Below are 25,420 nucleotides of genomic sequence, written 5' to 3'. Positions count from 1 at the left end.
GTTGCATCTATCATACAACAACTATCACATAACAACATAGGTTTGATTTGTGACCATAATATGAACATCATCAACGCAATATTGTTCAAGATTCATATTTTTTATACGGAGAAAACCGATAATCATCCTAAAATGGAATAATTAGTGTTAATGGTTATCTCCCTCGTAAGAATTAAAAAGGAATAACATGTCTCAACCAGCTATCAACAATGATACTGCGGCTGCCATCAATCCGTATTCACAAAAAGTGGCACTCCTGCGTCAGCAAATTTTGAGTATCTTTCTTGAAGATGATCATTTTGTTGAAACCGTTTTAGGGGAAGCAAGTGAAAATGATAGGCTGAGCCACCATGAACTTCATGAAAAAATCACCACTGTTCGAGAATTACTACAAGATCTACACGCGGCAGATATTGCAGATATTCTTGAAGCCCTTCCCTATGACGAACGTCTCGCATTGTGGCATTTGGTTGATAATAATGAACGTGGTGCTGTTTTAGTCGAAGCGTCTGTCGCCGTTTGGGACAGTTTAATTAAAGATATGACCGACCGTGAATTATTACGATCGGTCGCCACATTACATGTGGATGAGCAAGCATACATTGCAGAGCACTTACCCCGCGATACAATGCGTCGCCTTCTTACCTATTTAGAACCAAGCCTGCGTAATAGGATAAGAGAAGTCCTGCAATATCCAAAAGACAGCGTTGGTCAAATGATGGACTTTGAGTTCGTCACTGTGCGAGGCAATGTAACGTTAAAAACCGTACAACGCTATCTGCGCCAACGAGGCTCTATTCCTGAAGCAACGGATAAAATTTTCGTTATTGATAATAAAAATCATCTTTTGGGCGAACTTCCATTAACCACTGTTTTAACGCAATCTCCTGACAAACTTGTCTCAGATGTGATGAAAACAGATACCGTCAGTTTTATGCCAGAAGAAAAAGGCGAAGATGCTGCGGGCGCGTTCGAACGTTATGACTTAATTTCAGCTGCTGTGGTTGATAGCAATGGCCTTCTTATGGGGCGATTAACCGTTGAAGATATTGTTGATAACATGCATGAAGAGAGCGATACCAATATTCGTCGTATGGGGGGCTTGAGCCCAGAAGAAGACGTTTTCGCTCCAGTTGGACAAGCTGTTAAAACACGTTGGACTTGGCTTGCTATCAACTTATGTACTGCTTTCGTTGCCTCCCGTGTTATCGGTGTCTTTGAAGATACTATTTCACAATTAGTTGCCCTCGCCACACTAATGCCAATTGTTGCTGGTATTGGGGGTAACACAGGTAATCAAACTATTACAATGATTGTACGTGCCTTAGCACTACACCAAATTCAAACTGGAAGCTTCTCATTCTTAATTTTAAGAGAGCTTGGTGTCGCCTTTATCAACGGTATTGTTTGGGGAGGGATAATGGGTATTGTCACCTTCTTCCTCTATGGTGACCTTGCTATGGGCGCAGTTATGACGATGGCAATGGTGCTTAATCTCTTAATGGCCGCCATGATGGGTGTATTAATCCCGATGACCATGATTAAATTAGGTAAAGATCCCGCCATTGGTTCTAGTGTGATGATAACCGCCATTACAGATACTGGTGGTTTCTTTATATTCTTAGGTTTAGCCACCATTTTCTTAGTTTAAAATAACGCAATAATAAATCATTACACTAACGCCACTGTTAATAAAATACAGTGGCGTTTTTTTGAGTAACCAACAATAAATAATTAAGCCGTTGTTGAAAGGTAATAGTAAATGAGTAGCAATACGATGATCAGCGATGTGATAAAGGTTTTTTTAACAGAAGCACTCAGAGCATAATTATCACTGTATTTGGTGTTATTTAGAATGGTTTTTAACGCTAAACCACCACCTAATGCAACGACAGAAAGTGAGGCAAACAGAACAATTGCAGCTAAGAGAATAGCACTCATAGAGATAGAGACCATAAATCCTCCGACAGTTCAATTGACTTACTGTTGTAATTATAACCAAAAATAACTTTTTTGATGCTTATTTTTGTTTTTATTTTTCATTTAAGAAGTCGCTCAAAAAAATCACATTATGCATAAAAACACAAAAATATGATTATGATTACAAAATTAATTGGCATTTAATTCCAATAATTATTAATTTATTGAAACCAATACCCACAAAAGCCAAATTTAACATACAGTAGAATATACTAATAATCTATTTCCTATCAGATCATATCTTTCACTATTAATACGAATAGCTTTATTAATTATCTAATAATAACTTTTTTTACAAAAAATAATAAATTAAACTCATATCGATTTTATTATTTAATCGTTTATTTAAAGCATAATAAATATATTCAATATCACCTCGTTTTTATTTAAAAATATTAAAATTCACCTCATAAAAAACAATATGTAATATTTTTATATTATATATGGCATTTCCTATTTATTGATATAAGATATTGCGATATAGATAAATTATAGATATTAAACTTGATAATTGTTAGCTTTCAAGTCTATTTGATTGTTTTATTTTAACCTATTTACATCATTAAGAGCTTCCTGTTATAACTTAAACCATCATCACAACATTATTCTTTCTCACGTAAATAGCCTATAAATAACCACTTAATGTTATTTATTTCCACCCTATTTTATTTGCTGATCCTAAAAGAATGTATTTGTGACTTTATTAGTTATTTATTTTATCACGATGATTATTATAGGTTGTTATTATGACATCACAATCACACTCCACTCAGCCGTTGAGTCAACCTACGGCAAGACCATTAAATCGCAACGATTATAAAACGTTGGGTTTATCCTCACTAGGAGGAACTTTGGAGTTCTATGATTTCGTGATCTTCGTGTTCTTTACGAAAACATTGAGCCATTTGTTCTTTCCCGGTGATAACGCCTTTATTGCACAGATGCAGACATTAGGTATTTTTGCTGCCGGTTATCTCGCTCGCCCTTTGGGGGGCATTATTATGGCACACTACGGCGATATTATTGGCCGTAAACGCATGTTTACTTTAAGTATTTTTTTAATGGCTGTTCCAACATTAATTATTGGTTTATTACCCACTTATGCCAGCATTGGGATCGCAGCCCCATTATTGTTGTTATTAATGCGTATCATGCAAGGTGCTGCTATCGGTGGCGAAATGCCAGGTGCTTGGGTATTTATTGCAGAACATACACCAAAACAACGTTATGGCTTAGGTGTTGGAACATTAACATCAGGTATTACTGGCGGTATTTTATTAGGATCGATCGTCGCAATTATCGTTCAGCGCAGTTATAGCGCTCAAGAAGTTAATGATTTTGCTTGGCGTATTCCCTTTATTTTAGGCGGAATATTTGGCTTAATCTCTGTTTACTTGCGTCGATTCTTGCAAGAAACTCCAATCTTTAAAGAGATGGCCGCAAAAAAAGCCTTAGCACAAGAAATGCCTGTAATTTCTGTTATTAAAAACCATAAACAAGCGTGTTTAATTACGGCTGCATTAACTTGGTCTTTATCAACAGCCATTGTTGTCACCATATTGATGACACCTAGTGTAATTGTTGAAGGGATTTACAAAATTGATAGAACCACCTCATTGGAAGCGAACTGTGTTGCAACATTAACCTTAACTTTAGGTTGTATCTTCTGGGGCTGGATTGGCGACAAATTAGGAACACGTGTTTCAATGACATTATCATGGGGTGGTTTGATTGTTACTGCATTCCATTTCTATGGCAATTTAGATACAGCAATGTCAGGTTTTCAGTTGGCATTTAATTATGGATTGATGGGCTTTTTCGTTGGTGCGATTGCAACAACACCAATTGTTAGTACAAGAGCATTTCCACCATCGATTCGTTTTTCAGGATTGTCTTTTGCTTATAATATGGCTTATGCCGTGTTTGGTGGATTAACTCCAATGTTAACAGGTGCATGGTTAGAAAAAACAGCTATGGCGGGCGCCTATTATGTCGCAGGAGTCTCATTCTTAGCAATTGCTGTCGCATTCTTACCTTTGGCTTATAAAGGTTGGACTGCGGTAAAGCCAGCTACCCATGAAAAAGACGTTGCATTACAAATTGATAAAGTGGTTGGTTAAGTCTTTATCAATGTTATAAATGACCCCTTATACAATACCGCCCTTATTAGGGCGGTATTTTTTATGGCGGCAATTTTTCTGAATTAGGTAATCCTCAACACAAAAAAGGATGCCTTGTGGCATCCTCTATTTTCTTCAGCTTTCTTTTTTAATGCGACACATTACTGTGTCATTTTGCTCAGCATTGGTGCAGTTAAAAGCATTAAGATTGCAATAACACCAGTCACAATACCGATTTGTAGGAAGACACTGCTGTAGATTTCTAATGAGGCATGTGCGCTTTGAACATCTTCTGGTACCGCCATTAAACTTGCCACTTTACCTGCAATAATTGCAGCAGCTGCCGAAGTTAAGAACCAAGCACCCATGATAAAGCCCATTAAACGCTGTGGTACAAGTTGGGCAACCATTGCAAGGCCAAGCCCTGAAATCATTAACTCACCAATACTTTGGAAACCATAACTTGCGACTAACCACCATGAAGAGACAATCCCTGCTTCATTTGCCATGCTTGCACCCAGTGGTAACACTAAAAATGCTGTTGCACTTAAGAACATTCCAACAGTGAACTTATAAGGCATAGGTAATTTATCGCCCATAAAGTTATATACAGCTGCTAATAATGGGCTTGCTAACATGATCCAGAATGGATTAAGTGATTGGAATTGCTCTGGTTGAACGCTAAAACCTAAGATTGAGTGTTCAACGTTATGGATCGCAAAGAAGTTTAAAGATGTTGGCATTTGATCGTAAAGAACAAAAAAGACCACTGCTTCAACCATCAGTAAAAATGCCACAATCATCTTACGGCGAGCAGCCCCTTTCATCATAAAGGTTTCACGCGCAAAAATAAGGATGATACCTAATGAGATCACGGCTAAAGACCAACTTGCCACTTCATTATTATGTAATAACCAAGTCGATACTGCCGTTAAAGCAACGATCCCCACCAGCGTTAATAACAATTTTAAATAATTAAGCGGTTCAAAATCAGGTTTAGAGCCTTTATCTTTGATCCATCCTCGACAAACCATAAAGTTTGCTAAGGTGATCAGCATACCTACAACACTTAATGCAAATGCTACATCCCAACCATAATTAGCTGCTAACCATGGTGTTGCTAGCATAGATAAGAACGAACCTACGTTGATAGACATATAGTACATGGTAAATGCACCGTCTAATTGTGGATCGTTTTTCTCATAACAGGTTGCAAGTAATGAGGATGGATTTGCTTTAAATAAACCATTACCTACAGCAATGGTTGCAAGTCCCCAATAAATCACATCTTTATCGTGATCTGAGAAAGCCACCATTGCATAACCAATTGCCAGTACGATTGCCCCAAGGATAATAACCCTTTTAGTACCAAGAACTTTATCCCCAAGCCATCCACCGATAGCAACAAAACCATAAACCAATGCGGTAAATGCAGCAAAAACGGTGATTGCTTCCGCCTCACCCATGCCCAGCATTTTAACCAGGTAAACGGCCATGATCCCTTGCAGACCGTAATAGCCAAAACGTTCCCATAATTCGATTGAGAAGATGAGATAAAATGCGCGAGGCTGTTTAAATGCATTCAGGCTCGGTTTTTGTCCATCGTCAGGTGTGTTTGCAGTTGACACTAAAAACCTCTAATTATTTTATTACGCCTTTATATTTAGGCTAATTTTTACAAAAATGATTATTTTAAGACAGAGTTAAAGCTCGGTGAATTTCATACTGGATTGTTATTCTTTGAAAAGAGTTCAAACACAGAGAAAAACAAGGTTGGCATTCTATCACTGGAAAGCATAATTATCTAAGAATTATAACTAACTATTGCGTTTTATCATAGTTACAGGCATTTGTACAAAATAGTTATGCGTTCAAAAAAACATCAAGCAAAATAACTTACTGATTATCAATAAATTATTTTCTACTTAATTATCCCTATATAAACAATTAAGCCACGCTATTGTTTGTCCGTTTTTTAATAAATAATGGCTTATTGAATAACAACGATAAAATAATGCCAGTATCATTTTATTTTAACTGCTTAAAATAAAGCCAATAAAACACATTCCTTGACTTAATTTCCATATTTCCTCCATTTTTAACTGTGTAAAAACAGGTAGAATGTCACTATTCCAAAATTTCATTTCAGTATTTCTGATTAGCTAGTTGCCAGTGGGATCACAAAAGTAATGAATAAAAATAAAAATGCTAAAAAAAGAGTTTCTCTTATTATCGCTTTAATCGTCGTAGTCGCAGGTGCTTACGCCTATTGGCAATTTAATGCAGCAAAAACAACTACACCTGAAAATAAAGGAACTCAAGCAACAAGCTCACAAAGTCGAAGTACAACTGGATCTCGTCGCCCTCCTATGCCACCCGTTCAGGTTGCAACATCAATACAAGAAGATGTGCCTCAATTTTTATCAGCTTTAGGTACAGTGAAAGCAACTAATAGCGTCACAGTGACGAGTCGTGTTGAAGGTCAATTAATGGCTTTACATTTCACGGAAGGGCAGCAGGTTCAAAAAGGTGATTTATTAGCAGAAATTGACTCTCGCCCATTTGAAGTGCAATTAGCCCAAGCCAAAGGACAACTTGCAAAAGATCAAGCCACATTAGCTAATGCACGTCTTGATTTAGCGCGTTATCAGAAGTTGGCAAAAACGAATTTAGTCTCACAACAAGAGTTGGATAATCAGCAAGCTTTAGTGAAACAGTCAGAAGCAAGTATCCGTATTGATGAGGCTACAATCAGTAATGCACAGCTGCAATTAACTTACAGTAAGATTACGGCACCGATTTCAGGTCGTGTGGGATTAAAACAAGTTGACGTGGGTAACTATATTTCAGGTGGCTCATCAACGCCGATTGTGGTTATCAATCAAATGGATCCCGTTGATGTGCTTTTTACATTGCCAGAACAAGATTTAGCAAAAGTTATTCAAGCACGTAAGAATAGTGCTGATTTGCCTGTCACCGCATTAGACAGAAATAACCAGTTTGAATTAGCTCAAGGAAAATTATTTAGTGTTGATAACCAAATTGATGCCACTACTGGCACCATTAAATTAAAAGCACGTTTCCCGCAACAAGAGACAACATTATTTCCTAATCAATTCGTCAATGTCCGTCTTTATATCACCACATTAAAAAAAGCGGTTGTTATTCCGAATGCGGCTTTGCAAATGGGTAATGAAGGTCACTTTGTTTGGGTTGTGAATAACGAAAATAAAGTTAGCAAATTACGCGTGGAAGTCGCCTTACAAAATGCAGGAAAAGTTGTGATAGCTTCTGGTTTATCAGCAGATCAGCGTGTTGTAACGGATGGTGTGGATAGATTAACACAAGATGCAAAAGTCGAAATCGTGACACCTACAGTACCTAAAAATAAAGAAAATAACCGTGTAGTTGCGGAGAAAGCGTAATGACCGAAAAAACACACGGTACAGGTGGGGGACCATCTCGCTTATTTATTCTGCGCCCAGTTGCAACAACTCTTTTTATGGTGGCCATACTGTTAGCTGGTATCGTTGGTTATCGTATGTTGCCAGTGTCTGCCTTACCTGAAGTTGATTACCCGACAATTCAGGTCGTTACTCTCTATCCTGGAGCAAGCCCTGATGTGATGACATCCGCTGTCACTGCACCACTTGAACGACAATTTGGGCAAATGTCTGGGTTAAAACAGATGTCATCACAAAGCTCTGGTGGCGCTTCAGTGATCACTCTGATGTTCCAATTAACCTTACCATTAGATGTTGCAGAACAAGAGGTACAAGCTGCGATAAATGCAGCGACGAATCTACTACCCTCCGATTTGCCTTACCCACCGATTTACAGCAAAGTAAACCCAGCTGATCCGCCTATTTTAACTTTAGCGGTGACGAGCTCAACATTACCGATGACACAGTTGCAAGATATGGTTGAAACCCGTATTTCGCAAAAAATTTCACAAGTTAATGGTGTAGGTTTAGTGGCATTAGCCGGTGGTCAGCGTCCCGCAGTTAGAGTCAAACTCAATGCACAAGCCGCAGCGTCCTACGGTTTAGACAGCGAAAAAATTCGTGTAGCAATCAATAATGCGAACGTTAACTCAGCGAAAGGAAGCCTTGATGGCCCTACTCGTTCCGTAACATTATCGGCTAATGACCAAATGAAATCATTAGAAGATTATCGCCAACTCATCGTTGCCTATAAAAATGATGCGCCTATTCGTTTATCTGATATCGCAACTATCGAGCAAGCACCTGAAAATAACCAGTTAGGTGCATGGGCAAATAACGAACAGGCAATTATTATAAATGTTCAACGTCAGCCCGGCGTTAACGTTATTGATACCACTGATAATATTCGTAATTTATTACCAGATTTAGTCTCTAATTTACCTAAATCAGTGAATGTTGAGATCTTAACCGACAGAACCACAACGATCCGGGCATCAGTTAAAGATGTACAATTTGAGCTTGGCTTAGCTATCGCACTTGTAGTGATGGTGATTTATCTCTTTTTACGTAATGGTGTCGCAACTTTAATTCCAAGCATTGCCGTACCACTTTCATTAGTAGGTACATTCGCAGTGATGTATTTCTGTGGTTTTTCTGTCAATAATCTCACCTTAATGGCATTAACGATTGCGACTGGCTTTGTTGTCGATGACGCCATTGTTGTGATTGAAAATATCTCCCGCTACCTTGAGCGTGGTGATAAGCCGTTAACAGCCGCTTTAAAAGGAGCCGGCGAAATTGGCTTTACCATTATTTCACTAACGTTCTCTCTGATTGCCGTACTGATCCCCCTGTTATTTATGGGAGATATTGTTGGCCGTCTATTTAGAGAGTTTGCAATCACCCTTGCTGTCGCTATTCTAATCTCTGCGGTGGTTTCGCTGACATTAACGCCAATGATGTGCGCGCGATTGCTAAGGCCTGAAAATGAAATCAAACACAATCGTTTTGAAATAGCATGTGAACGCTTCTTTGAAAAAATGATTGCCGTTTATGCCGTGTGGTTAAAACGTGTGTTAAACCATCAATGGATAACCTTAGGTGTTGCACTCAGCACTTTGGTGTTGACTGTTTTGCTGTATATGTTTATTCCTAAAGGCTTTTTCCCATTACAAGATAATGGATTATTACAAGGCACCATCGAAACCTCACAATCTATTTCTTATCAATCGATGGTTGAAAAACAGCAGCAAGTGGTTGATAAACTCATTGATGATCCTGCGGTTGATAATATTGCCAGTTTTGTCGGCATTGATGGTAGTAATGCAACACTCAATACAGGTCGATTACAAATCACATTAAAACCCCTTGATCAACGCGACTCGCGTATTGATACAATAATTCCTCGTCTACAAGAACGCATAGCCTCTATTTCAGGCATAACGCTCTATTTGCAACCCACACAAGATCTAACAATTGACACGCAAGTTTCTCGTACTCAATATCAATTTACGTTGCAAGCAACATCATTAGATGAATTGGCGTATTGGGTACCAAAGCTTTCTCAATCATTAAAAAACAGCCCAGAACTAACCGACATCAGCAGCGATTGGCAAGACGGTGGCATGATGGCGTATATCAAAGTGGACAGAGATTCTGCAAGTCGCCTAGGCATTACAATGAGTGAGATTGATAACGCACTTTATAATGCTTTTGGTCAGCGTTTAATTTCAACTATCTACACTCAAGCAAATCAGTACCGTGTTGTATTAGAACAAGATATTCGCAGCGGTGATGGCTTACAGGCGCTCTCAGCTGTACATTTAACTGGCAAAGATGGCGCTATGGTGCCTTTATTATCTATTGCATCCGTAGAACAACGCCTAGCGCCACTTTCGATTAATCATCAAGAACAATTCCCTTCAGCAACATTCTCATTTAATGTTGCCGAAAAATCGTCTCTTGAAGAAGCTGTCAAAGCGGTAAAATTGGCGGAAGAGCAAATCTCGATGCCAAGAGATATCACTACTCAATTCCAAGGTGCAACACTTGCCTTTGAAAGTGCACTTTCAAGCACTTTATGGCTGATTATCGCGGCTATTGTGGCAATGTATATTGTACTCGGTGTGTTATATGAGAGTTTCATTCACCCTATTACTATTTTATCTACACTACCGACCGCGGGTGTTGGCGCATTGCTCGCATTAATGGCCGCGGGTAATGAGCTTGATATTATTGCTATTATTGGGATCATTTTACTTATTGGGATCGTAAAGAAAAACGCGATCATGATGATAGACTTTGCCCTTGCAGCAGAACGAGAACAAGGTTTAACCCCTTACGAGGCTATTTACCAAGCGTGTTTATTACGTTTTCGTCCAATATTAATGACAACAATGGCGGCACTTCTCGGAGCTTTACCTTTAATGTTAAGTACTGGTGTGGGTGCAGAATTACGCCAGCCATTAGGGGTTTGTATGGTCGGAGGCTTAATTATGAGCCAGATCTTAACTCTGTTTACTACGCCAGTGATTTATCTACTGTTTGATAAATTATCACTCTATGTAAACCGCAATAAACACATTGAGAATAATAACGGGGCTGTATCATGAAGTTCTTCGCCCTCTTTATTCAACGACCTGTAGCAACCACATTACTTAGTTTAGCAATTTCTCTTTGTGGTGCATTAGGCTTTATGTTACTTCCTGTTGCGCCTTTGCCTCAGGTTGATTATCCCGTTATTAATATCTATGCCTCATTACCTGGGGCTTCGCCTGAAACTATGGCATCTTCTGTTGCTACACCGCTTGAACGCTCTTTAGGGCGAATTGCAGGTATTGATGAGATGACCTCTAGTAGCTCGCTTGGTAGTACCAGCATTACGTTGGTATTTGACTTAAATAAAGATATCAATACTGCTGCTCGTGATGTGCAAGCGGCGCTAAATGCGTCACAAAGCTTATTACCTTCCGGAATGCCAAGTCGCCCACGTTATTATAAATCAAATCCTTCTGATGCACCGATAATGATCTTAACGTTGACCTCTGACATACAAAATACAGGAGAGCTTTACGATCTGGCATCAACCCGCCTTGCACAAAAAATCTCACAAATTGAAGGAGTAAGTGAAGTTTCTGTTGGTGGAGGATCATTACCCGCAATACGTGTTGCTCTCAATCCTGATGCGCTATTTAACCAAAATGTTAGCCTTGATGATGTGAGAAAAGCAATTAACCAAGCGAATGTGCGACGCCCTCAAGGCTTTGTCAATAATGATGAAAATCGTTGGCAAATTCAAACCAATGACGAGTTAAGCAAAGCGGTTGAATATCGCCCAATCATCGTGCATTACAATCAAGAAGCTGTTGTGCGTTTAGGCGATGTTGCGCAAGTCACTGATTCGGTACAAAACTCACGCGCAGCAGGGATGAGTGGCGGCGAACCTGCTATTTTACTGGTTATTCGCCGTGAAGCGGGAGCCAATATTATTGAAACGGTTAACCGTATTCGTGATGAACTTCCTGAATTACGTGAACTTATTCCAGCCAATGTCGATTTAAAAGTTGCCCAAGATAGAACCCCCACTATCCGCGCATCATTAGCAGAAGTTGAACGTGCGTTAGCCATTGCTGTCGCACTCGTAATTCTAGTCGTATTTTTATTTTTACGTTCAGGCCGTGCTACGCTTATTCCTGCCGTTGCTGTACCCGTTTCATTAATTGGTACTTTTTCAGCCATGTATCTTTGTGGCTTTAGTTTAAATAATCTTTCATTGATGGCATTAACCGTTGCTACCGGTTTTGTGGTTGATGATGCCATTGTGGTACTCGAAAATATCTCTCGCCACATTGAGAATGGTTTAAAACCTAAAGAAGCCGCTTTAAAAGGGGTTGGAGAAGTCGGCTTTACCGTACTTTCGATGAGTATTTCTCTCGTGGCGGTATTCATCCCTCTGCTATTAATGGATGGACTTGTTGGACGATTATTTAAAGAATTTGCTATTACGTTAACCACAGCTATCGCTATTTCTTTATTTGTTTCGTTAACACTGACCCCCATGATGTGTGCGCATTTATTAAAAGGTGTCAAACCCAAAGCACAATCGCATTTGCGAGGATTTGGTAAGTTACTTTTCCGCGCTCAACAAGGTTACAGTGTCACATTACAAGGGGCTCTGCGCCATCGACGCTGGGTTATGGCGATTTTTCTTGCGACTTTAGGCCTAAATGCTTACCTGTATATCAGCGCACCTAAAACATTTTTTCCCGACCAAGACACTGGCCGATTAATGGGATTTGTCCGTGCTGACCAAAGTATTTCATTCCAATCAATGAAAGAAAAAATGACTCGTTTTATGCAAGAAATAAATGCAGATAAAGACGTAGATAGCGTAACGGGCTTTACGGGAGGGGGGCGTATTAACAGTGGGTTTATGTTTATTTCCCTCAATCCACTGTCAGAGCGTACTGATAGTGCCAACCAAGTGATCAATCGTTTACGTGCCAAACTCGCTGATGAACCTGGCGCTAACCTCTTTTTAATGCCTGTGCAAGATGTTAGAGCAGGTGGGCGTCAGGCCAATGCCAGTTATCAGTTTACCTTATTAGCGGATGATTTAAGTGAATTACGTAAATGGGAACCCATTGTACGTAAAGCATTAGGCGAACTGCCTCAACTTGTGGATGTTAACTCAGATAAAGAAGATAAAGGTGCTGAAATGGCACTAACTTACGATCGAGATACCATGTCACAATTAGGTATTAATGTCAGTGATGCGAATAACTTGCTGAATAATGCTTTTGGTCAACGTCAGATCTCCACTATCTATGCCCCACTCAATCAGTACAAAGTCGTCATGGAAGTGTCTGAACAGTATACACAAGACGTTTCTGCGTTAGATAAAATGTATGTGGTAAATAACCAAGGTGAGCGCATTCCGCTCTCTGCATTTGCAAGTTGGTATCCTGCCAATGCGCCATTGAGCGTCAACCATCAAGGATTATCTGCCGCCTCAACGATTGCTTTTAATATTCCTGAAGGTTATACATTAGCTGATGCAATTAATTCTATTGAACGCACAATGACCGAGTTGGGCGTACCCAATACCGTAAGGGGCACCTTTGCAGGTACGGCACAGATCTTCCAAGAAACCATTAAGTCACAGCTTATTCTTATCTTAGCGGCTATTGTGACTGTGTACTTGGTATTAGGTGTACTGTATGAAAGCTATATTCATCCACTCACCATTTTATCCACCCTTCCTTCCGCCGGTGTCGGTGCGTTATTAGCGTTACAGCTTTTTGATACACCTTTTAGCTTGATTGCACTTATTGGCATTATGTTACTCATTGGTATTGTGAAGAAAAATGCCATTATTATGGTGGATTTTGCGATCACTGCCCAACGCGAGGGTAAATTGTCAGCCAAAGAAGCCATTATTCAGGCGAGCTTATTGCGTTTTCGCCCGATTATTATGACAACCCTTGCCGCATTATTTGGCGCATTGCCATTGATGTTAGGAAGCGGAGATGGTGCAGAATTAAGACAACCTTTAGGGATAACAATCGTAGGTGGGTTATTAATGAGCCAACTCTTAACCCTTTATACCACCCCAGTTATTTATCTATTTTTTGATGGATTGCGTGAACGTTGGCAACAACGCCGTTTCAGCAAGAAAGAGGCTAAAGCATGAAACTGAGAAGCAAGCTGTTCTTGGTGATTTTCGCTACCTGTATGGTTGTAGTTCTTGCCATGCATATTGGTATTCGAGGTAGCTTTCAACAAGGGTTTATTGGCTATATCAAGAAAAACAGTGAACAGCGTGCAACTCTTTTAGCTGAAGCCTTAACAGATCAATATGCTTTAACCGGTGACTGGCGTTTTCTCAATAGAGATGATCGTTCTCTTTATCAAATATTACGCAGTATTGACCAAATAAGCCAAAGCAGTGAAGGCCCTCCACCAAAAGGCTGGCGCACACAGTTTTGGATTGTTGATAAAAACATGAAGCGCTTATTTGGTCATGACAATCAATTTCCTGAAGAAACCTTCAAAAAACCAATTACTTCTCATGATGAAATTGTAGGTTGGGTGATTGTCAGTGCCGCTGATAAGATTAGTAGTGAAGCGGATATCAGTTTTGATAAACAACAACTGCGTACCAGTTGGATAATTGCAGGTTTAACCGTTCTTTTAGCTTTACTTATTACACTGATCCTTTCTCGCAATATGATACGCCCCGTTAAACGACTGGTCGAAGCCACACATAAATTAGCCGCTGGTGATTTTGCTGTTCGTGTAACACCCAGTAGTAAAGATGAAATCAGCCAGCTCGCCACAGACTTTAACCAACTCGCCAGCACACTAGAGAAAAATGAGCAAATTCGTCGTGATTATATGGCTGATATTTCACATGAGTTACGTACACCTCTCGCTATTTTAAAAGGGGAATTAGAAGCGTTACAAGATGGTGTAAGAAAGCCCACGTCCGAGACATTAAACTCCCTTTTATTCGAAGTAACAAACCTGACAAAACTGGTGAATGATCTCCACCAACTCTCATTATCAGATAGAGGCTCACTCACTTATCGTAAAGATTTTATTGATATTAATGAGGTGATTTTATTAGCTGTTGCTTCTTATCGCCACACATATCACACCAAAGATATTGCCTTATATACTGAATTAGATGATATCTCTCCATTAATTGTACAAGCCGATCCTGACCGGCTTATTCAGCTTTTTCATAATCTATTAGAAAATAGTGTGCGTTATACCTATGCTGGTGGACAATTACATATCAAGACAAAAAAAGAGAATAACTGTGTATTGATAACCTTAGAAGATAGCGCGCCTGGATTGGATAAATCACAGTATCAAGCCGTTTTCCAACGCTTTTATCGTGCAGAAAGCTCACGAAATCGTGCCAGTGGCGGTTCTGGATTAGGTCTTGCGATTTGCGAAAATATCGTTGAAGCTCATAATGGTAAAATAAGTGCTATGCCTTCATCTTTAGGAGGCATGAAAATTCTTATAGAATTACCTGCATATTCTGATGATCTTTAAGCCTATAACCACTGAGCCAATAATGACTGCTGCCGAATCACCCTATTCAATCCTTATAGTTGAAGATGAACCCAAGCTTGCTCAATTACTTATTGATTATCTTCAAGCTTCAGGATATCAAACTCACTGGCTAGCAGATGGTGCTGAAGTTAGCCATTGTGTAAAACAACAACATTACGATTTAATATTATTAGATCTGATGTTGCCCGTTAAAGATGGCATTACGATCTGTAAAGAGTTACGTCAGTTTTCTGATATTCCCATCATTATGGTCACAGCCAAAACAGAGGAAGTAGATAGATTGCTTGGACTTGAGATTGGCGCCGATGATTATATTTGCAAACCCTACAGCCCAAGAGAAGTCGTAGCCAGAGTCAAAACTTTATTACGCCGTTTTTATCGACCACAAGATATTGTTCAAAGCGATAAGTTAGTTATCATTGATGAGCAGGCTTATCAAATCCAATATAACAATAAAATTCTCGACTTAACCACAGCTGAATTCCGTCTACTCAAAGCATTAGCGACACAACCCGGAAAAATATTAACTCGTGATCAGCTAATGGATGATCTTTATGATGATTATCGCATTGTGACGGACAGAACCATTGATAGCCATATTAAAAACTTAAGACGTAAACTTGAGCAACTTAACGATCAAATCGAATTTATTCGCTCAATTTATGGCCAAGGGTATCGTTGGGAGACACAAGCTTATCGATTTCGATGATATTTTTTCAGGAATACATTGAACCTCGCTACACTTAAGCGCTAGAATCCTCCCCTTTATGATATACCCCTACCCAATGTGTGGGGGACTGACTTGAAATCAGAACCAGGAAATTAACCATGTTTACACCCGAATTGCTCTCTCCTGCTGGCTCATTAAAAAATATGCGCTATGCATTTGCTTATGGCGCAGACGCCGTTTATGCAGGTCAGCCACGTTATAGCTTACGTGTGCGTAATAATGAGTTTAACCACGAAAACCTTGCCAAAGGTATTCAAGAAGCCCATGAATTAGGTAAACGCTTCTATGTTGTGGTTAATATCGCACCCCATAATGCTAAATTAAAAACCTTTATCCGTGACTTAAAACCCGTCATTGATATGGGTCCTGATGCGCTGATTATGTCTGATCCGGGTTTGATCATGATGGTACGTGAAGCGTTCCCTGAAATGGATATTCACCTTTCAGTACAAGCCAATGCTGTTAACTGGGCAACCGTAAAATTCTGGCGTCAAATGGGATTAACGCGTGTGATCCTGTCTCGTGAGCTCTCTATTGATGAAATTGCTGAAATTCGTAAGCAAGTTCCTGATATGGAATTAGAAGTTTTCGTTCATGGTGCATTATGTATGGCTTACTCAGGCCGTTGCCTGCTATCTGGCTATATCAATAAACGTGATCCGAACCAAGGTACTTGTACTAACGCTTGCCGTTGGGAATATAAAGTCGAAGAAGGCAAAGAAGACGATGTGGGTAATATCGTTGAAAAATACACGCCAATTCCAGTTAAAAACGTTGAGCCTACTTTAGGTGTTGGCGCACCAACAGATAAAGTTTACTTAATTGAAGAAGCCAAACGTCCTGGTGAATATATGACTGCGTTCGAAGATGAGCACGGTACTTATATCATGAACTCTAAAGACTTACGTGCAATTGAACACGTAGAGCAATTAACTCAAATGGGTGTGCACTCTCTGAAAATAGAAGGCCGTACTAAATCCTTCTATTACTGTGCCCGTACAGCACAAATGTATCGTCGTGCAATTGATGATGCTGTTGCAGGCAAACCATTCGATCCAACGTTGCTAACGACATTAGAAGGCTTAGCACATCGCGGTTATACAGAAGGTTTCTTACGCCGTCATACCCATGATGCATACCAAACTTATGAATATGGTTATTCTGTCTCTGATACCCAACAATTTGTCGGTGAATTCACCGGCAAACGCGTAAACGGTTTAGCCGAAGTTGATGTTAAAAATAAATTTGTTTTAGGTGATAGCCTAGAATTAATGACACCAACCGGCAATATTCAATTTACCTTAGAAGAATTGTTTAACAAAAAACAGCAACCAACTGATGTTGCACCAGGTAATGGTCACATGGTTTATTTATCTGTTCCTGAAGATGTTGATTTAGATTTCGCACTGCTGATCCGCAACCTACAAGGTACAACAACACGTCAGCCGCATAAGATTGATGCTGTAGAAGTGAAGTAAAGCGTCATAATCTGATTTAAAGTGATCAATTTCAAATACAGATCACATCAATAATGATTTGTTTACCGTATCATCAGTTCCGAAAAATAAAGAACTAGAATGAATACAGTAAGACTAGGAACCACCTCCTTGGCAAATCCAATCTCCCTTGGATTTGCCTTTTCTTTTTTCATTCCCGTTATCAACTCTCCTTTACGTAAACACATTCCCTTTTTCGTTATCATTTGTAAAAAAAATAGTAATTTTCTCGATATCCATTACCTTTAAAAGAGTGATTCAATTAAAGGGATTCATCAATGAGTAAAATTAGTTTGCTGATCATTAATGGAAAAAGCGCTAACAACAGCGCATTGAGAAAAGCAGTTTACCAATTACGTAACGAAGGTTTTAACCTCCAAGTAAGAGTAACTTGGGAATCCAGTGATATACGCCGTTTTGTACAAGAAGCTATAGATATACAAGCAGAAACGGTAATTGCCGCAGGAGGAGATGGAACGATTAATAGCGTTGTTTCTGAATTAATTCATCTTTCACCCTCATCTTTACCAACACTGGGCATTATTCCATTAGGCACAGCAAATGATTTTGCCACCAGCGCACAAATCCCTCGTGATATGGAAAATGCACTTAATTTAGCGGTTAAAGGTCGAGCTGTTCCCATTGATGTTATCTCAGTGAACAAGACGCACTATTTTATTAATATGGCATCAGGCGGTTTTGGAACCAAAATCACAACCGAGACTCCTGAGGCATTAAAATCAGCATTAGGTGGAGCTGCCTATTTTATTAATGGTCTTTTAAGTATCGACTCTTTAAAAGCTGATTATTGCACTATTGAAGCTGAAAATTTCCATTGGGAAGGCGAGTCTCTTATTCTAGCTATCGGTAATGGCCGCCAAGCTGGTGGCGGACAGAAATTATGCTCTGAAGCCTTAATTAATGACAATAAACTCAATATCACCATTGTTGAAGCTCACGAACTTCTCCCCTCTATTTTAAACAGCATGTTTGATAGCAAGAAAAATGACAAGATAATTGAGCGAGAAAGTCGCTGGGTAAACATTAGTGCTTCTCATGAAATGGTGTTTAATTTAGATGGAGAACCCCTTTTAGGGAATAAATTTGAATTTATTGTGTTACCTGAAGCGATCCACTGCCGGTTACCGCCTCAATGTGACTTGTTATCTTAATGTAGATAAATGACAATCACTCTCATCTCATCATGAACTGGAGTATGTAATGACTGATATAGTAAGTTTGTTAGGTGCTGATGCAAAATCATTATTAGACCATCGTTGCCAAACCATCCCGAGCGAAAATCTCTACCTGCCAGGTTCTGACTTTGTTGATCGTGTAATGATTGATAATAATCGCCCTAATAGCGTGTTACGTTCAATGCAAACCCTGTTTAATCACGGGCGTTTAGCGGGAACGGGTTATCTGTCTATTCTACCTGTTGACCAAGGTGTTGAGCACTCAGCGGCGGCCTCTTTCGCAGCAAACCCTCTCTATTTTGATCCAAAAAATATTGTTGAGTTGGCGATTGAAGCAGGTTGTAACTGTGTTGCCTCTACTTATGGTGTTCTTGCTTCTGTTTCTCGTCGCTATGCACACAAAATTCCTTTTCTTGTGAAATTAAACCACAATGAAACCTTAAGCTACCCAGCGCAATATGACCAAACACTGTATGCCAGCGTAGAGCAAGCCTTTGAAATGGGTGCTGTTGCAGTGGGTGCGACTATTTATTTTGGTTCACAAGAAAGCCGTCGCCAAATTGAAGAAATTTCAATGGCCTTTGAACGTGCTCATGAATTGGGTATGGTCACTGTACTATGGGCTTATTTACGCAACCCAGCGTTCAAAAAAGATGGTGTAGATTACCATGCAAGTGCAGATCTAACGGGGCAGGCAAACCATTTAGCGGCGACTATTGGTGCTGATATCGTTAAACAAAAAATGGCTGAAAATAACGGTGGCTTTAAAGCGATTGGTTTTGGTCATACTGATGAGCGCGTTTACACGAAACTCACGACTGAAAACCCAATTGATTTAGTTCGCTACCAATTAGCAAACTGCTATATGGGGCGCGCAGGATTAATTAACTCTGGTGGCGCTTCTGGTAATAATGACCTTGAAGATGCCGTTCGTACTGCGGTGATTAATAAACGTGCAGGTGGTATGGGCCTTATCTTAGGGCGTAAAGCCTTTAAGAAATCAATGAAAGACGGAGTTGCACTGATTAACGCCGTACAAGATGTTTATTTGGATAAATCTGTCACTATTGCTTAATTGCTTAATTGCTTAACTGATAGATTTGACGATAAAGCCCCTTTTATTGAGGGGCTTTTTAGTATCACCACCAGCGGTGAAAATGATGTACTGGGCCAAAACCTTGCCCAACCTCTAAACTATCCGCATGTTCTAGCGCTTGTTGTAAATAGGCTTTTGCTTGCTCAACACAAGTTTGCCAATTAGAGACTTGAGGACGAATAGCAGCTAAAGCGGCTGAAAGCGTGCATCCTGTACCGTGGGTATTTTTCGTATTAACGCGTTTTGAGGTAAATCGCCACTCGCCATCTTGAGTAAATAACCAATCAGGGCTTTCATCTTCTGTTAAATGCCCTCCTTTCATTAACACGGCTTTGCATCCTTGCTTTAGCAATGCATAACCTTGTTGCTTCATCGTTATTTCATCTTGAGCGACTTCACAACCTAGCAGTGCAGCTGCTTCGGGTAAATTAGGAGTGATCAAATCTACCAACGGTAAAAGCTGACGGATCATTTTATTAACCGCATCAGGCTGTAATAGAGGATCGCCACTTTTTGCAATCATAACCGTATCAAGCACAACAAAAGGAATGGCATATTGTTGAAGTTTCTCGCAAACCACATCAATAATCGAAGCATTAGAGAGCATGCCAATTTTGGCACTATCAATGCGAACATCAGACAAGACAGCATCTAATTGAGCAGCAACAAAATCAGGGGATAAATCATAGACACTACGGACACCACAGGTATTTTGAGCAACAAGTGCTGTCATTACTGTTGTGCCATAGACACCCAGTGCGGAAAATGTTTTCAGATCAGCCTGAATACCGGCACCACCACTAGGATCGGTGCCTGCGATAGACAATGCATTGAATCTCACTGATTAACTCCTCCTTTCACCAGTTACAGAAAAGTCGGGCTCTGTTAATCAGCAGAGTTACCTTGACTTCCCTACGCTGGCATTATCCAGATCAGGTTATACGGGTTCATCTCAGCCATAAGGCGCCCCGAGCCAAAGCCTGTAAATTCAGGCGATAAGGAGTATCGCATGCTCAAGATAAAGATGCTAGTTTGATAGCTAATCTCGATTTATAAATTCTCTATTGTTGAGATTTGTGATTCAGTAAGATAAATCAGCGAAGATTGTATATAATAAACACAAAACCAATAGCCTATATTGCACAAAGCATTAATTTAATAAATATATTTTAGCTATCTTTAAATAAGAAGAATAAAATAAATTATTTTGTTCATTTTAACGACAATCGATATATTATCTGCTAGATGAGGTATTTATAATGCATTTCTGGACAATCACACTATGCGGAGGGGCTAAATGAAAAATGAACCATCGCAACAGAATAATGGACAATCAATGCCTTATCTTATTCCTGATGCAGACTTTAATGAAAAGTTAAAACTACCAGCTAAAAATATTGAACATACACTTCAGTTTATTACCCAAGGTGTGAAAGATATTGATTTAGAAGGTTTTAATACACCAATAGGATACCGTTTAGTTAAATCATTACGTAAAGATCAATACAGACTTATCACCACAGATAAAGAAAGTGAAACAGCCTACCTTGTTGAACTTAGATTTCGAAAAGATATCGTTTATGGAAAAACAACGTGTACTCAAATAAAAGTTTGGCGTTCCCGTATACCTAAACATCGTGATGCGATCAGAGAATTGCCTCGTACTTTTTTCTGTAATCTTTTAAAAGCTCATAATATCGTCGTTACTGATGAAGAACAAACTTCTGATGGTAAAGGTTTTTGGATTGATATGATTTTATGGGCTTTTAGCAAAGGTCATTATATTTATGCTTCAGATGGAACTGAGGAAGATAGACCTCTGCACTTAATTGACAGTATTGAAGATTTCTACAATAACTGGGATGCTTTCTGCTGGGGTAAGGATCGTGATACTCATACTCACCGACTCCTTGTTATTAGCCAAGAAAAATTATCTCAATAATAAACAATATATTTCCTGAAAACGTGTGAATGATGTTTACTCATACGTTTTTGCTTTAGGATAATCTGCATAAAAAACGACATCCCACTAAAAAAACTACACAACCTAAACGTTTTATAAACCAACCTCTGTTTTTTTCTTTTTTTATTTAACTCTTCTTATTCGTTACTCTATTATCCGCTGGAAATTAATCTCTTTTTATAACCTAATGTTATTGATATTAAATTTATCTCAATATTTTCATTAAGTCATAAAAATAGCTATTTTATGGGATTTTGCTGTTGAAAATAACCAACCTAAAATTATTTCTCTTTAACCTTATTTATCAGCTATTTATTAGCAATCTAATAAAAACTTAATTTTAAATTAAAAACAATACGTTACCATTAAAAGATAACAATATTGAATGCCTCAAACAAACACATTCATAAATACAACAAACTTGTTTATTTTCTTTATAACCGATTCTTATCCCTTAAGATTTTAGTTAAGAAGTAAAGTTTCAGATACCTCTTATCTTAAATACTTGTCGATTAAATAACACTATTAGTAACGTTTATTTGTCATCACCAGAATCATAGCAATGCCGTACTCGGAGTTATATTATGTTTTCAACCTATTTTCACCCTAGCGTATTAGCAACCACGTTGTTTTCGCTTGCGTTAACAACAACTGCTTCCGCTTCTGAAAATAATTTAATCCCACATCAGATTATTACTACAGAAAATCATCAAACTACCAATAATGTATCTCAATCTAATAACGAAGAGAGTTATTGGGGGAAATTCAAACGTAATATCAATCAAACTTGGGATAACGACCAATATAACTACTATTTACCTGTTTGGACTTGGCATAACCGTTTTACTTACGATAAAGAAAAAACGGATCGCTATAACGAAACCCCTTGGGGTTTTGGTATGGGGAAATATCGTTATGACAGTGATGGTGATTGGCATTCTCTTTATGCAATGGCATTTATGGACTCAAATAACCGTGTACAACCTATTATGGGCTATGGTTTTGAGAAAATGTGGTATCCCGGTGATAAAGACGGTTTCCGAATGGGCGCAGGATTTACACTGAGTATTACTGCTCGCCATGAATATAACTATATTCCTATGCCACTGCCTTTGCCGTTAGTGTCTGTTGGTTATGGGCACCTTTCACTACAAGCAACGTATGTACCTGGTACTTATAACAATGGTAACGTGTTATTTGCTTGGTTACGTTGGCAGTAACTTCTTATTTTTGCCTATCAGAATAAGTGTGAACAATAAAAATATAGAGCATAAAAAAACGCATCATTGAGATGCGTTTTTTGTTCAATAAAGTAACTCAACCAATCTGCAGTAACTTAAATATCTTGACTTGCTTGAGCATTATCTGGCGTTTTCTTCATACGAGAAATCTTAAATCCAACCCACAAGAACGCAATCCAGAATGGCATTAAGATCACCGAAATATTCACTTGTGGCATAAATAAGATAATCACTAAAATCATGCATAAAAAAGCAAGACAAATATAGTTACCATAAGGATACCAAAGTGCTTTAAAGAAAGGCTCTACACCCTCTTTCATTTTTGCTGCTCTGAATTTTAAATTCGCCAAACAAATCATAATCCAGTTAAGCACTAACGTAGTAACAACCAATGCCATTAATAGCTCTAACGCCTGATCAGGTAATAAGTAGTTAACTAAAATACCTAATGAAGTCGCAATTGCAGACAAGAGTAATGACACAACTGGCACACCGCGTTTATTAATACGAGAAAGTGCATGTGGCGCATTACCTTGTTTTGCCAAACCATAAAGCATACGACTATTAGAATAAACACCGCTGTTATAAACAGATAATGCAGCTGTTAATACCACAGCATTTAAAATATTTGCGATTAAGAAATTATCCAAATTATGGAAAATCAGTACAAATGGGCTTTCACCTTTCACTACTTGAGTCCAAGGATAAAGTGACAGTAGCACCAACAATGAACCGATATAGAAAATTAAAATACGATAAACAACTTGGTTAGTCGCTTTCGGGATGCTTACTTTTGGATTTTCAGCTTCAGCTGCCGTGATCCCCACTAGCTCAAGTCCACCAAAAGAGAACATGACAATTGCTAATGCCGACATAAAGCCCGTAAAACCATGAGGAAAGAAACCTAATTCCCATAAATTACTTACAGAAGCTTGAGGCCCACCATTGCCGCTTGCCAGCAAGTAGCTCCCGAATAAAATCATACCAACAATTGCTAATACTTTAATAATGGCAAACCAAAACTCGGTTTCACCATACATTTTAACGTTAATCAAATTGATTAAGTTGATTGCCACAAAGAAGATAGCAACGGAAACCCAAACAGGGATATCAGGCAACCAATAGTTAATGTATTTTCCTGCTGCAGTTAATTCTGCCATACCAACAAGGATAAACATCACCCAGTAATTCCAACCAGATAAGAAGCCGGCAAAAGGGCTCCAATATTTATTGGCAAAGTGACTAAACGAACCCGCAACTGGTTCTTCGGCAACCATTTCGCCCAATTGGCGCATGATCATAAACGCAATAAAACCACCAATAGCATATCCTAGTATTACTGATGGGCCCGTCATATTAATGGTTTGCGCTATACCAAGAAACAGACCAGCGCCGACAGCACCACCCAGCGCAATAAGCTGGATATGTCGATTTTTCAGACCGCGCTTAAGTTCTGTCTGTTGCGACTCTCTCGCCATACATCCTCTTCTTTTATTATTTTATCAACTTAACGTGTAAACTAATATTTACGATTTTGTTTATTTCAAGCCCCCATTAAAACACTAATCTGACTTGAATAACAAATACATTTTATGCTAGGCGAAAAATAATAAGAAAAGCGACTTTTTAACTATGTTTGGAGGGGAATAATGTGGTAAACCGACAAAGGCCTTGCTGAAAGTCTTCTCCGCGATCGCAAAAGTTGTCTAAAGCCATAAGATAGAGACCAAAGCTAATGGCTAATGCAATAATTAAACTAATAATTATTTTCTTTGCGTTCAATTTAAAATCCTTTAAATACATTTTGTTAGTATGATTAATAACATTATAAGCATTCGCTTAAATACGATAACAACACAGAGAGTTGTTGTTATAAAATTCGCAATCAATTATCTCTATGAGTGAATTTAGCATAACTTTCATTATGAAAGATAAACGCTTCCTCGACAAAATTGAGATAATTTGCACTATTTTTCTATAAATTGTCGGCGAAATGAACACTTTTTATTTTTATTACACATTTTGCCAACGATAAGAAATAGCTATCCATTAATATGGATTTCTCTGTCTGCCACTTTTTGTATAAGATTAGGGAGTTAATTTTGATTTTTACCTTAACTTCATTGATAGAATGGAACTGTAATGCCACAAGATAATCATCTCGCATTGGTTTGCGCGCTAAGTAAATGGATTGAGGAGCATTTAGGCCGTGTTATCCATCTTGAAGAGTTGGCGGCTTATTCTGGGTATTCTCTTTGGCACATGCAGAAAATCTTTAAAGAAGTCACAGGCACCTCTTTAGGAAAGTATATTCGTCAACGTAGATTGGCTGGCGCTATCCATTTATTACGTACAAGTGAACGTTCTATCTTTGATATCGCCCTCGATTTTGGCTTTGGTTCGCAGTCTCACTTTACTTATATGTTCCGTAAAGAGTATGGCATTACGCCTTTCGACTTTCGGCAAAATCAAGAGATCGTATTAGAAACCAAACAACCCTTACATTTACAATCACCTTGTTGTGATTAACCCTTCTATTTATGTGACATTATACAGATAGCCTTTAAT

18 protein-coding genes and 1 riboswitch are annotated in these 25,420 nt (G+C 38.8%); of the genes, 13 read left to right on the top strand and 5 right to left on the bottom strand.

The features are described from left to right. The first annotated feature begins 187 nt into the window (after positions 1 to 187). Positions 188 to 1,651 carry a magnesium transporter gene (mgtE, locus tag ABN217_RS01285; protein ID WP_072068437.1) on the top strand — a complete coding sequence of 488 codons (1,464 nt, stop codon included), beginning with the start codon at positions 188 to 190 and terminating at the stop codon, positions 1,649 to 1,651. A gap of 83 nt (positions 1,652 to 1,734) precedes the next feature. Here mgtE and ABN217_RS01280 read toward each other — a convergent pair whose 3' ends face one another. Continuing rightward, entirely contained in the window at positions 1,735 to 1,956 is a 222-nt protein-coding gene (locus tag ABN217_RS01280; RefSeq protein ID WP_196554057.1) for a hypothetical protein, read from the bottom strand. 770 nt (positions 1,957 to 2,726) lie between these two features. Here ABN217_RS01280 and ABN217_RS01275 point away from each other — a divergent pair. After that, positions 2,727 to 4,100, top strand: coding sequence for an MFS transporter (locus ABN217_RS01275; protein ID WP_197269073.1), 1,374 nt, complete (start codon positions 2,727 to 2,729; stop codon positions 4,098 to 4,100). Between the two features lie 161 nt (positions 4,101 to 4,261). Here ABN217_RS01275 and dtpA read toward each other — a convergent pair whose 3' ends face one another. Next, entirely contained in the window at positions 4,262 to 5,728 is a 1,467-nt protein-coding gene (gene dtpA / locus ABN217_RS01270; RefSeq protein WP_196554056.1) for a dipeptide/tripeptide permease DtpA, read from the bottom strand. A 561-nt stretch (positions 5,729 to 6,289) separates the two neighbouring features. Here dtpA and ABN217_RS01265 point away from each other — a divergent pair. The 8 genes from ABN217_RS01265 (at position 6,290) to fbaB (ending at position 19,627) form a co-directional block, all read left to right on the top strand. Beyond that, positions 6,290 to 7,525, top strand: a complete 1,236-nt coding sequence (locus ABN217_RS01265) for an MdtA/MuxA family multidrug efflux RND transporter periplasmic adaptor subunit (RefSeq protein WP_349458981.1) — start codon at positions 6,290 to 6,292, stop codon at positions 7,523 to 7,525. After that, complete coding sequence (locus ABN217_RS01260) at positions 7,525 to 10,656, top strand: MdtB/MuxB family multidrug efflux RND transporter permease subunit (protein WP_349458980.1); 3,132 nt, start codon at positions 7,525 to 7,527, stop codon at positions 10,654 to 10,656. Before ABN217_RS01265 ends, ABN217_RS01260 begins: the two co-directional genes overlap by 1 nt. Beyond that, a complete protein-coding gene (gene mdtC, locus ABN217_RS01255) occupies positions 10,653 to 13,736 on the top strand; it encodes a multidrug efflux RND transporter permease subunit MdtC (protein ID WP_197269071.1) in 3,084 nt (1,027 codons plus the stop codon). Before ABN217_RS01260 ends, mdtC begins: the two co-directional genes overlap by 4 nt. Next, positions 13,733 to 15,109 (top strand): envelope stress sensor histidine kinase BaeS, encoded by a 1,377-nt coding sequence (gene baeS / locus ABN217_RS01250; RefSeq protein WP_196554052.1) that lies wholly within the window; start codon positions 13,733 to 13,735, stop codon positions 15,107 to 15,109. Before mdtC ends, baeS begins: the two co-directional genes overlap by 4 nt. A gap of 22 nt (positions 15,110 to 15,131) precedes the next feature. Further along, positions 15,132 to 15,839, top strand: a complete 708-nt coding sequence (baeR, locus tag ABN217_RS01245) for an envelope stress response regulator BaeR (protein WP_349458979.1) — start codon at positions 15,132 to 15,134, stop codon at positions 15,837 to 15,839. Positions 15,840 to 15,958: 119 nt separating this feature from the next. Next, on the top strand, positions 15,959 to 17,338 hold the full coding sequence (gene trhP / locus ABN217_RS01240) for a prephenate-dependent tRNA uridine(34) hydroxylase TrhP (protein ID WP_075674055.1): 1,380 nt from the start codon (positions 15,959 to 15,961) through the stop codon (positions 17,336 to 17,338). Positions 17,339 to 17,634: 296 nt separating this feature from the next. Further along, positions 17,635 to 18,528 carry a lipid kinase YegS gene (yegS, locus tag ABN217_RS01235; protein WP_072068446.1) on the top strand — a complete coding sequence of 298 codons (894 nt, stop codon included), beginning with the start codon at positions 17,635 to 17,637 and terminating at the stop codon, positions 18,526 to 18,528. Positions 18,529 to 18,577: 49 nt separating this feature from the next. Beyond that, positions 18,578 to 19,627 (top strand): class I fructose-bisphosphate aldolase, encoded by a 1,050-nt coding sequence (gene fbaB / locus ABN217_RS01230; protein WP_109407737.1) that lies wholly within the window; start codon positions 18,578 to 18,580, stop codon positions 19,625 to 19,627. A 64-nt stretch (positions 19,628 to 19,691) separates the two neighbouring features. Here the strand turns inward: fbaB and thiD are convergent, their stop codons facing one another. After that, positions 19,692 to 20,489 carry a bifunctional hydroxymethylpyrimidine kinase/phosphomethylpyrimidine kinase gene (gene thiD, locus ABN217_RS01225; protein ID WP_196554050.1) on the bottom strand — a complete coding sequence of 266 codons (798 nt, stop codon included), beginning with the start codon at positions 20,487 to 20,489 and terminating at the stop codon, positions 19,692 to 19,694. A gap of 51 nt (positions 20,490 to 20,540) precedes the next feature. After that, a riboswitch (TPP riboswitch) is annotated at positions 20,541 to 20,629 on the bottom strand. A 316-nt stretch (positions 20,630 to 20,945) separates the two neighbouring features. On the opposite strand from thiD, the gene ABN217_RS01220 reads away from it, so the two are divergent. Together ABN217_RS01220 and pagP are read left to right on the top strand one after the other, a co-directional pair. Next, positions 20,946 to 21,590, top strand: a complete 645-nt coding sequence (locus tag ABN217_RS01220; RefSeq protein ID WP_349458977.1) for a hypothetical protein — start codon at positions 20,946 to 20,948, stop codon at positions 21,588 to 21,590. 605 nt (positions 21,591 to 22,195) lie between these two features. Continuing rightward, positions 22,196 to 22,831, top strand: a complete 636-nt coding sequence (gene pagP, locus ABN217_RS01215) for a lipid IV(A) palmitoyltransferase PagP (RefSeq protein ID WP_197269069.1) — start codon at positions 22,196 to 22,198, stop codon at positions 22,829 to 22,831. Between the two features lie 116 nt (positions 22,832 to 22,947). Here pagP and ABN217_RS01210 read toward each other — a convergent pair whose 3' ends face one another. Both ABN217_RS01210 and mgrB read right to left on the bottom strand, forming a co-directional pair. After that, positions 22,948 to 24,330 carry an amino acid permease gene (locus tag ABN217_RS01210; RefSeq protein ID WP_072068450.1) on the bottom strand — a complete coding sequence of 461 codons (1,383 nt, stop codon included), beginning with the start codon at positions 24,328 to 24,330 and terminating at the stop codon, positions 22,948 to 22,950. A gap of 148 nt (positions 24,331 to 24,478) precedes the next feature. Beyond that, on the bottom strand, positions 24,479 to 24,655 hold the full coding sequence (mgrB, locus tag ABN217_RS20615; protein ID WP_164526450.1) for a PhoP/PhoQ regulatory lipoprotein MgrB: 177 nt from the start codon (positions 24,653 to 24,655) through the stop codon (positions 24,479 to 24,481). Positions 24,656 to 24,994: 339 nt separating this feature from the next. On the opposite strand from mgrB, the gene ABN217_RS01200 reads away from it, so the two are divergent. Further along, the gene (locus ABN217_RS01200; protein ID WP_006533085.1) at positions 24,995 to 25,381 is read left to right on the top strand and encodes a helix-turn-helix domain-containing protein; all 387 of its coding nucleotides are present in this window, start codon (positions 24,995 to 24,997) and stop codon (positions 25,379 to 25,381) included. Positions 25,382 to 25,420: the final 39 nt, after the last annotated feature.

This window comes from Proteus sp. fly-1067, from assembly GCF_040139345.1.
Classification (GTDB): domain Bacteria; phylum Pseudomonadota; class Gammaproteobacteria; order Enterobacterales; family Enterobacteriaceae; genus Proteus; species Proteus vulgaris_B.
This window is presented reverse-complemented; position numbering and strand designations above follow the sequence as displayed.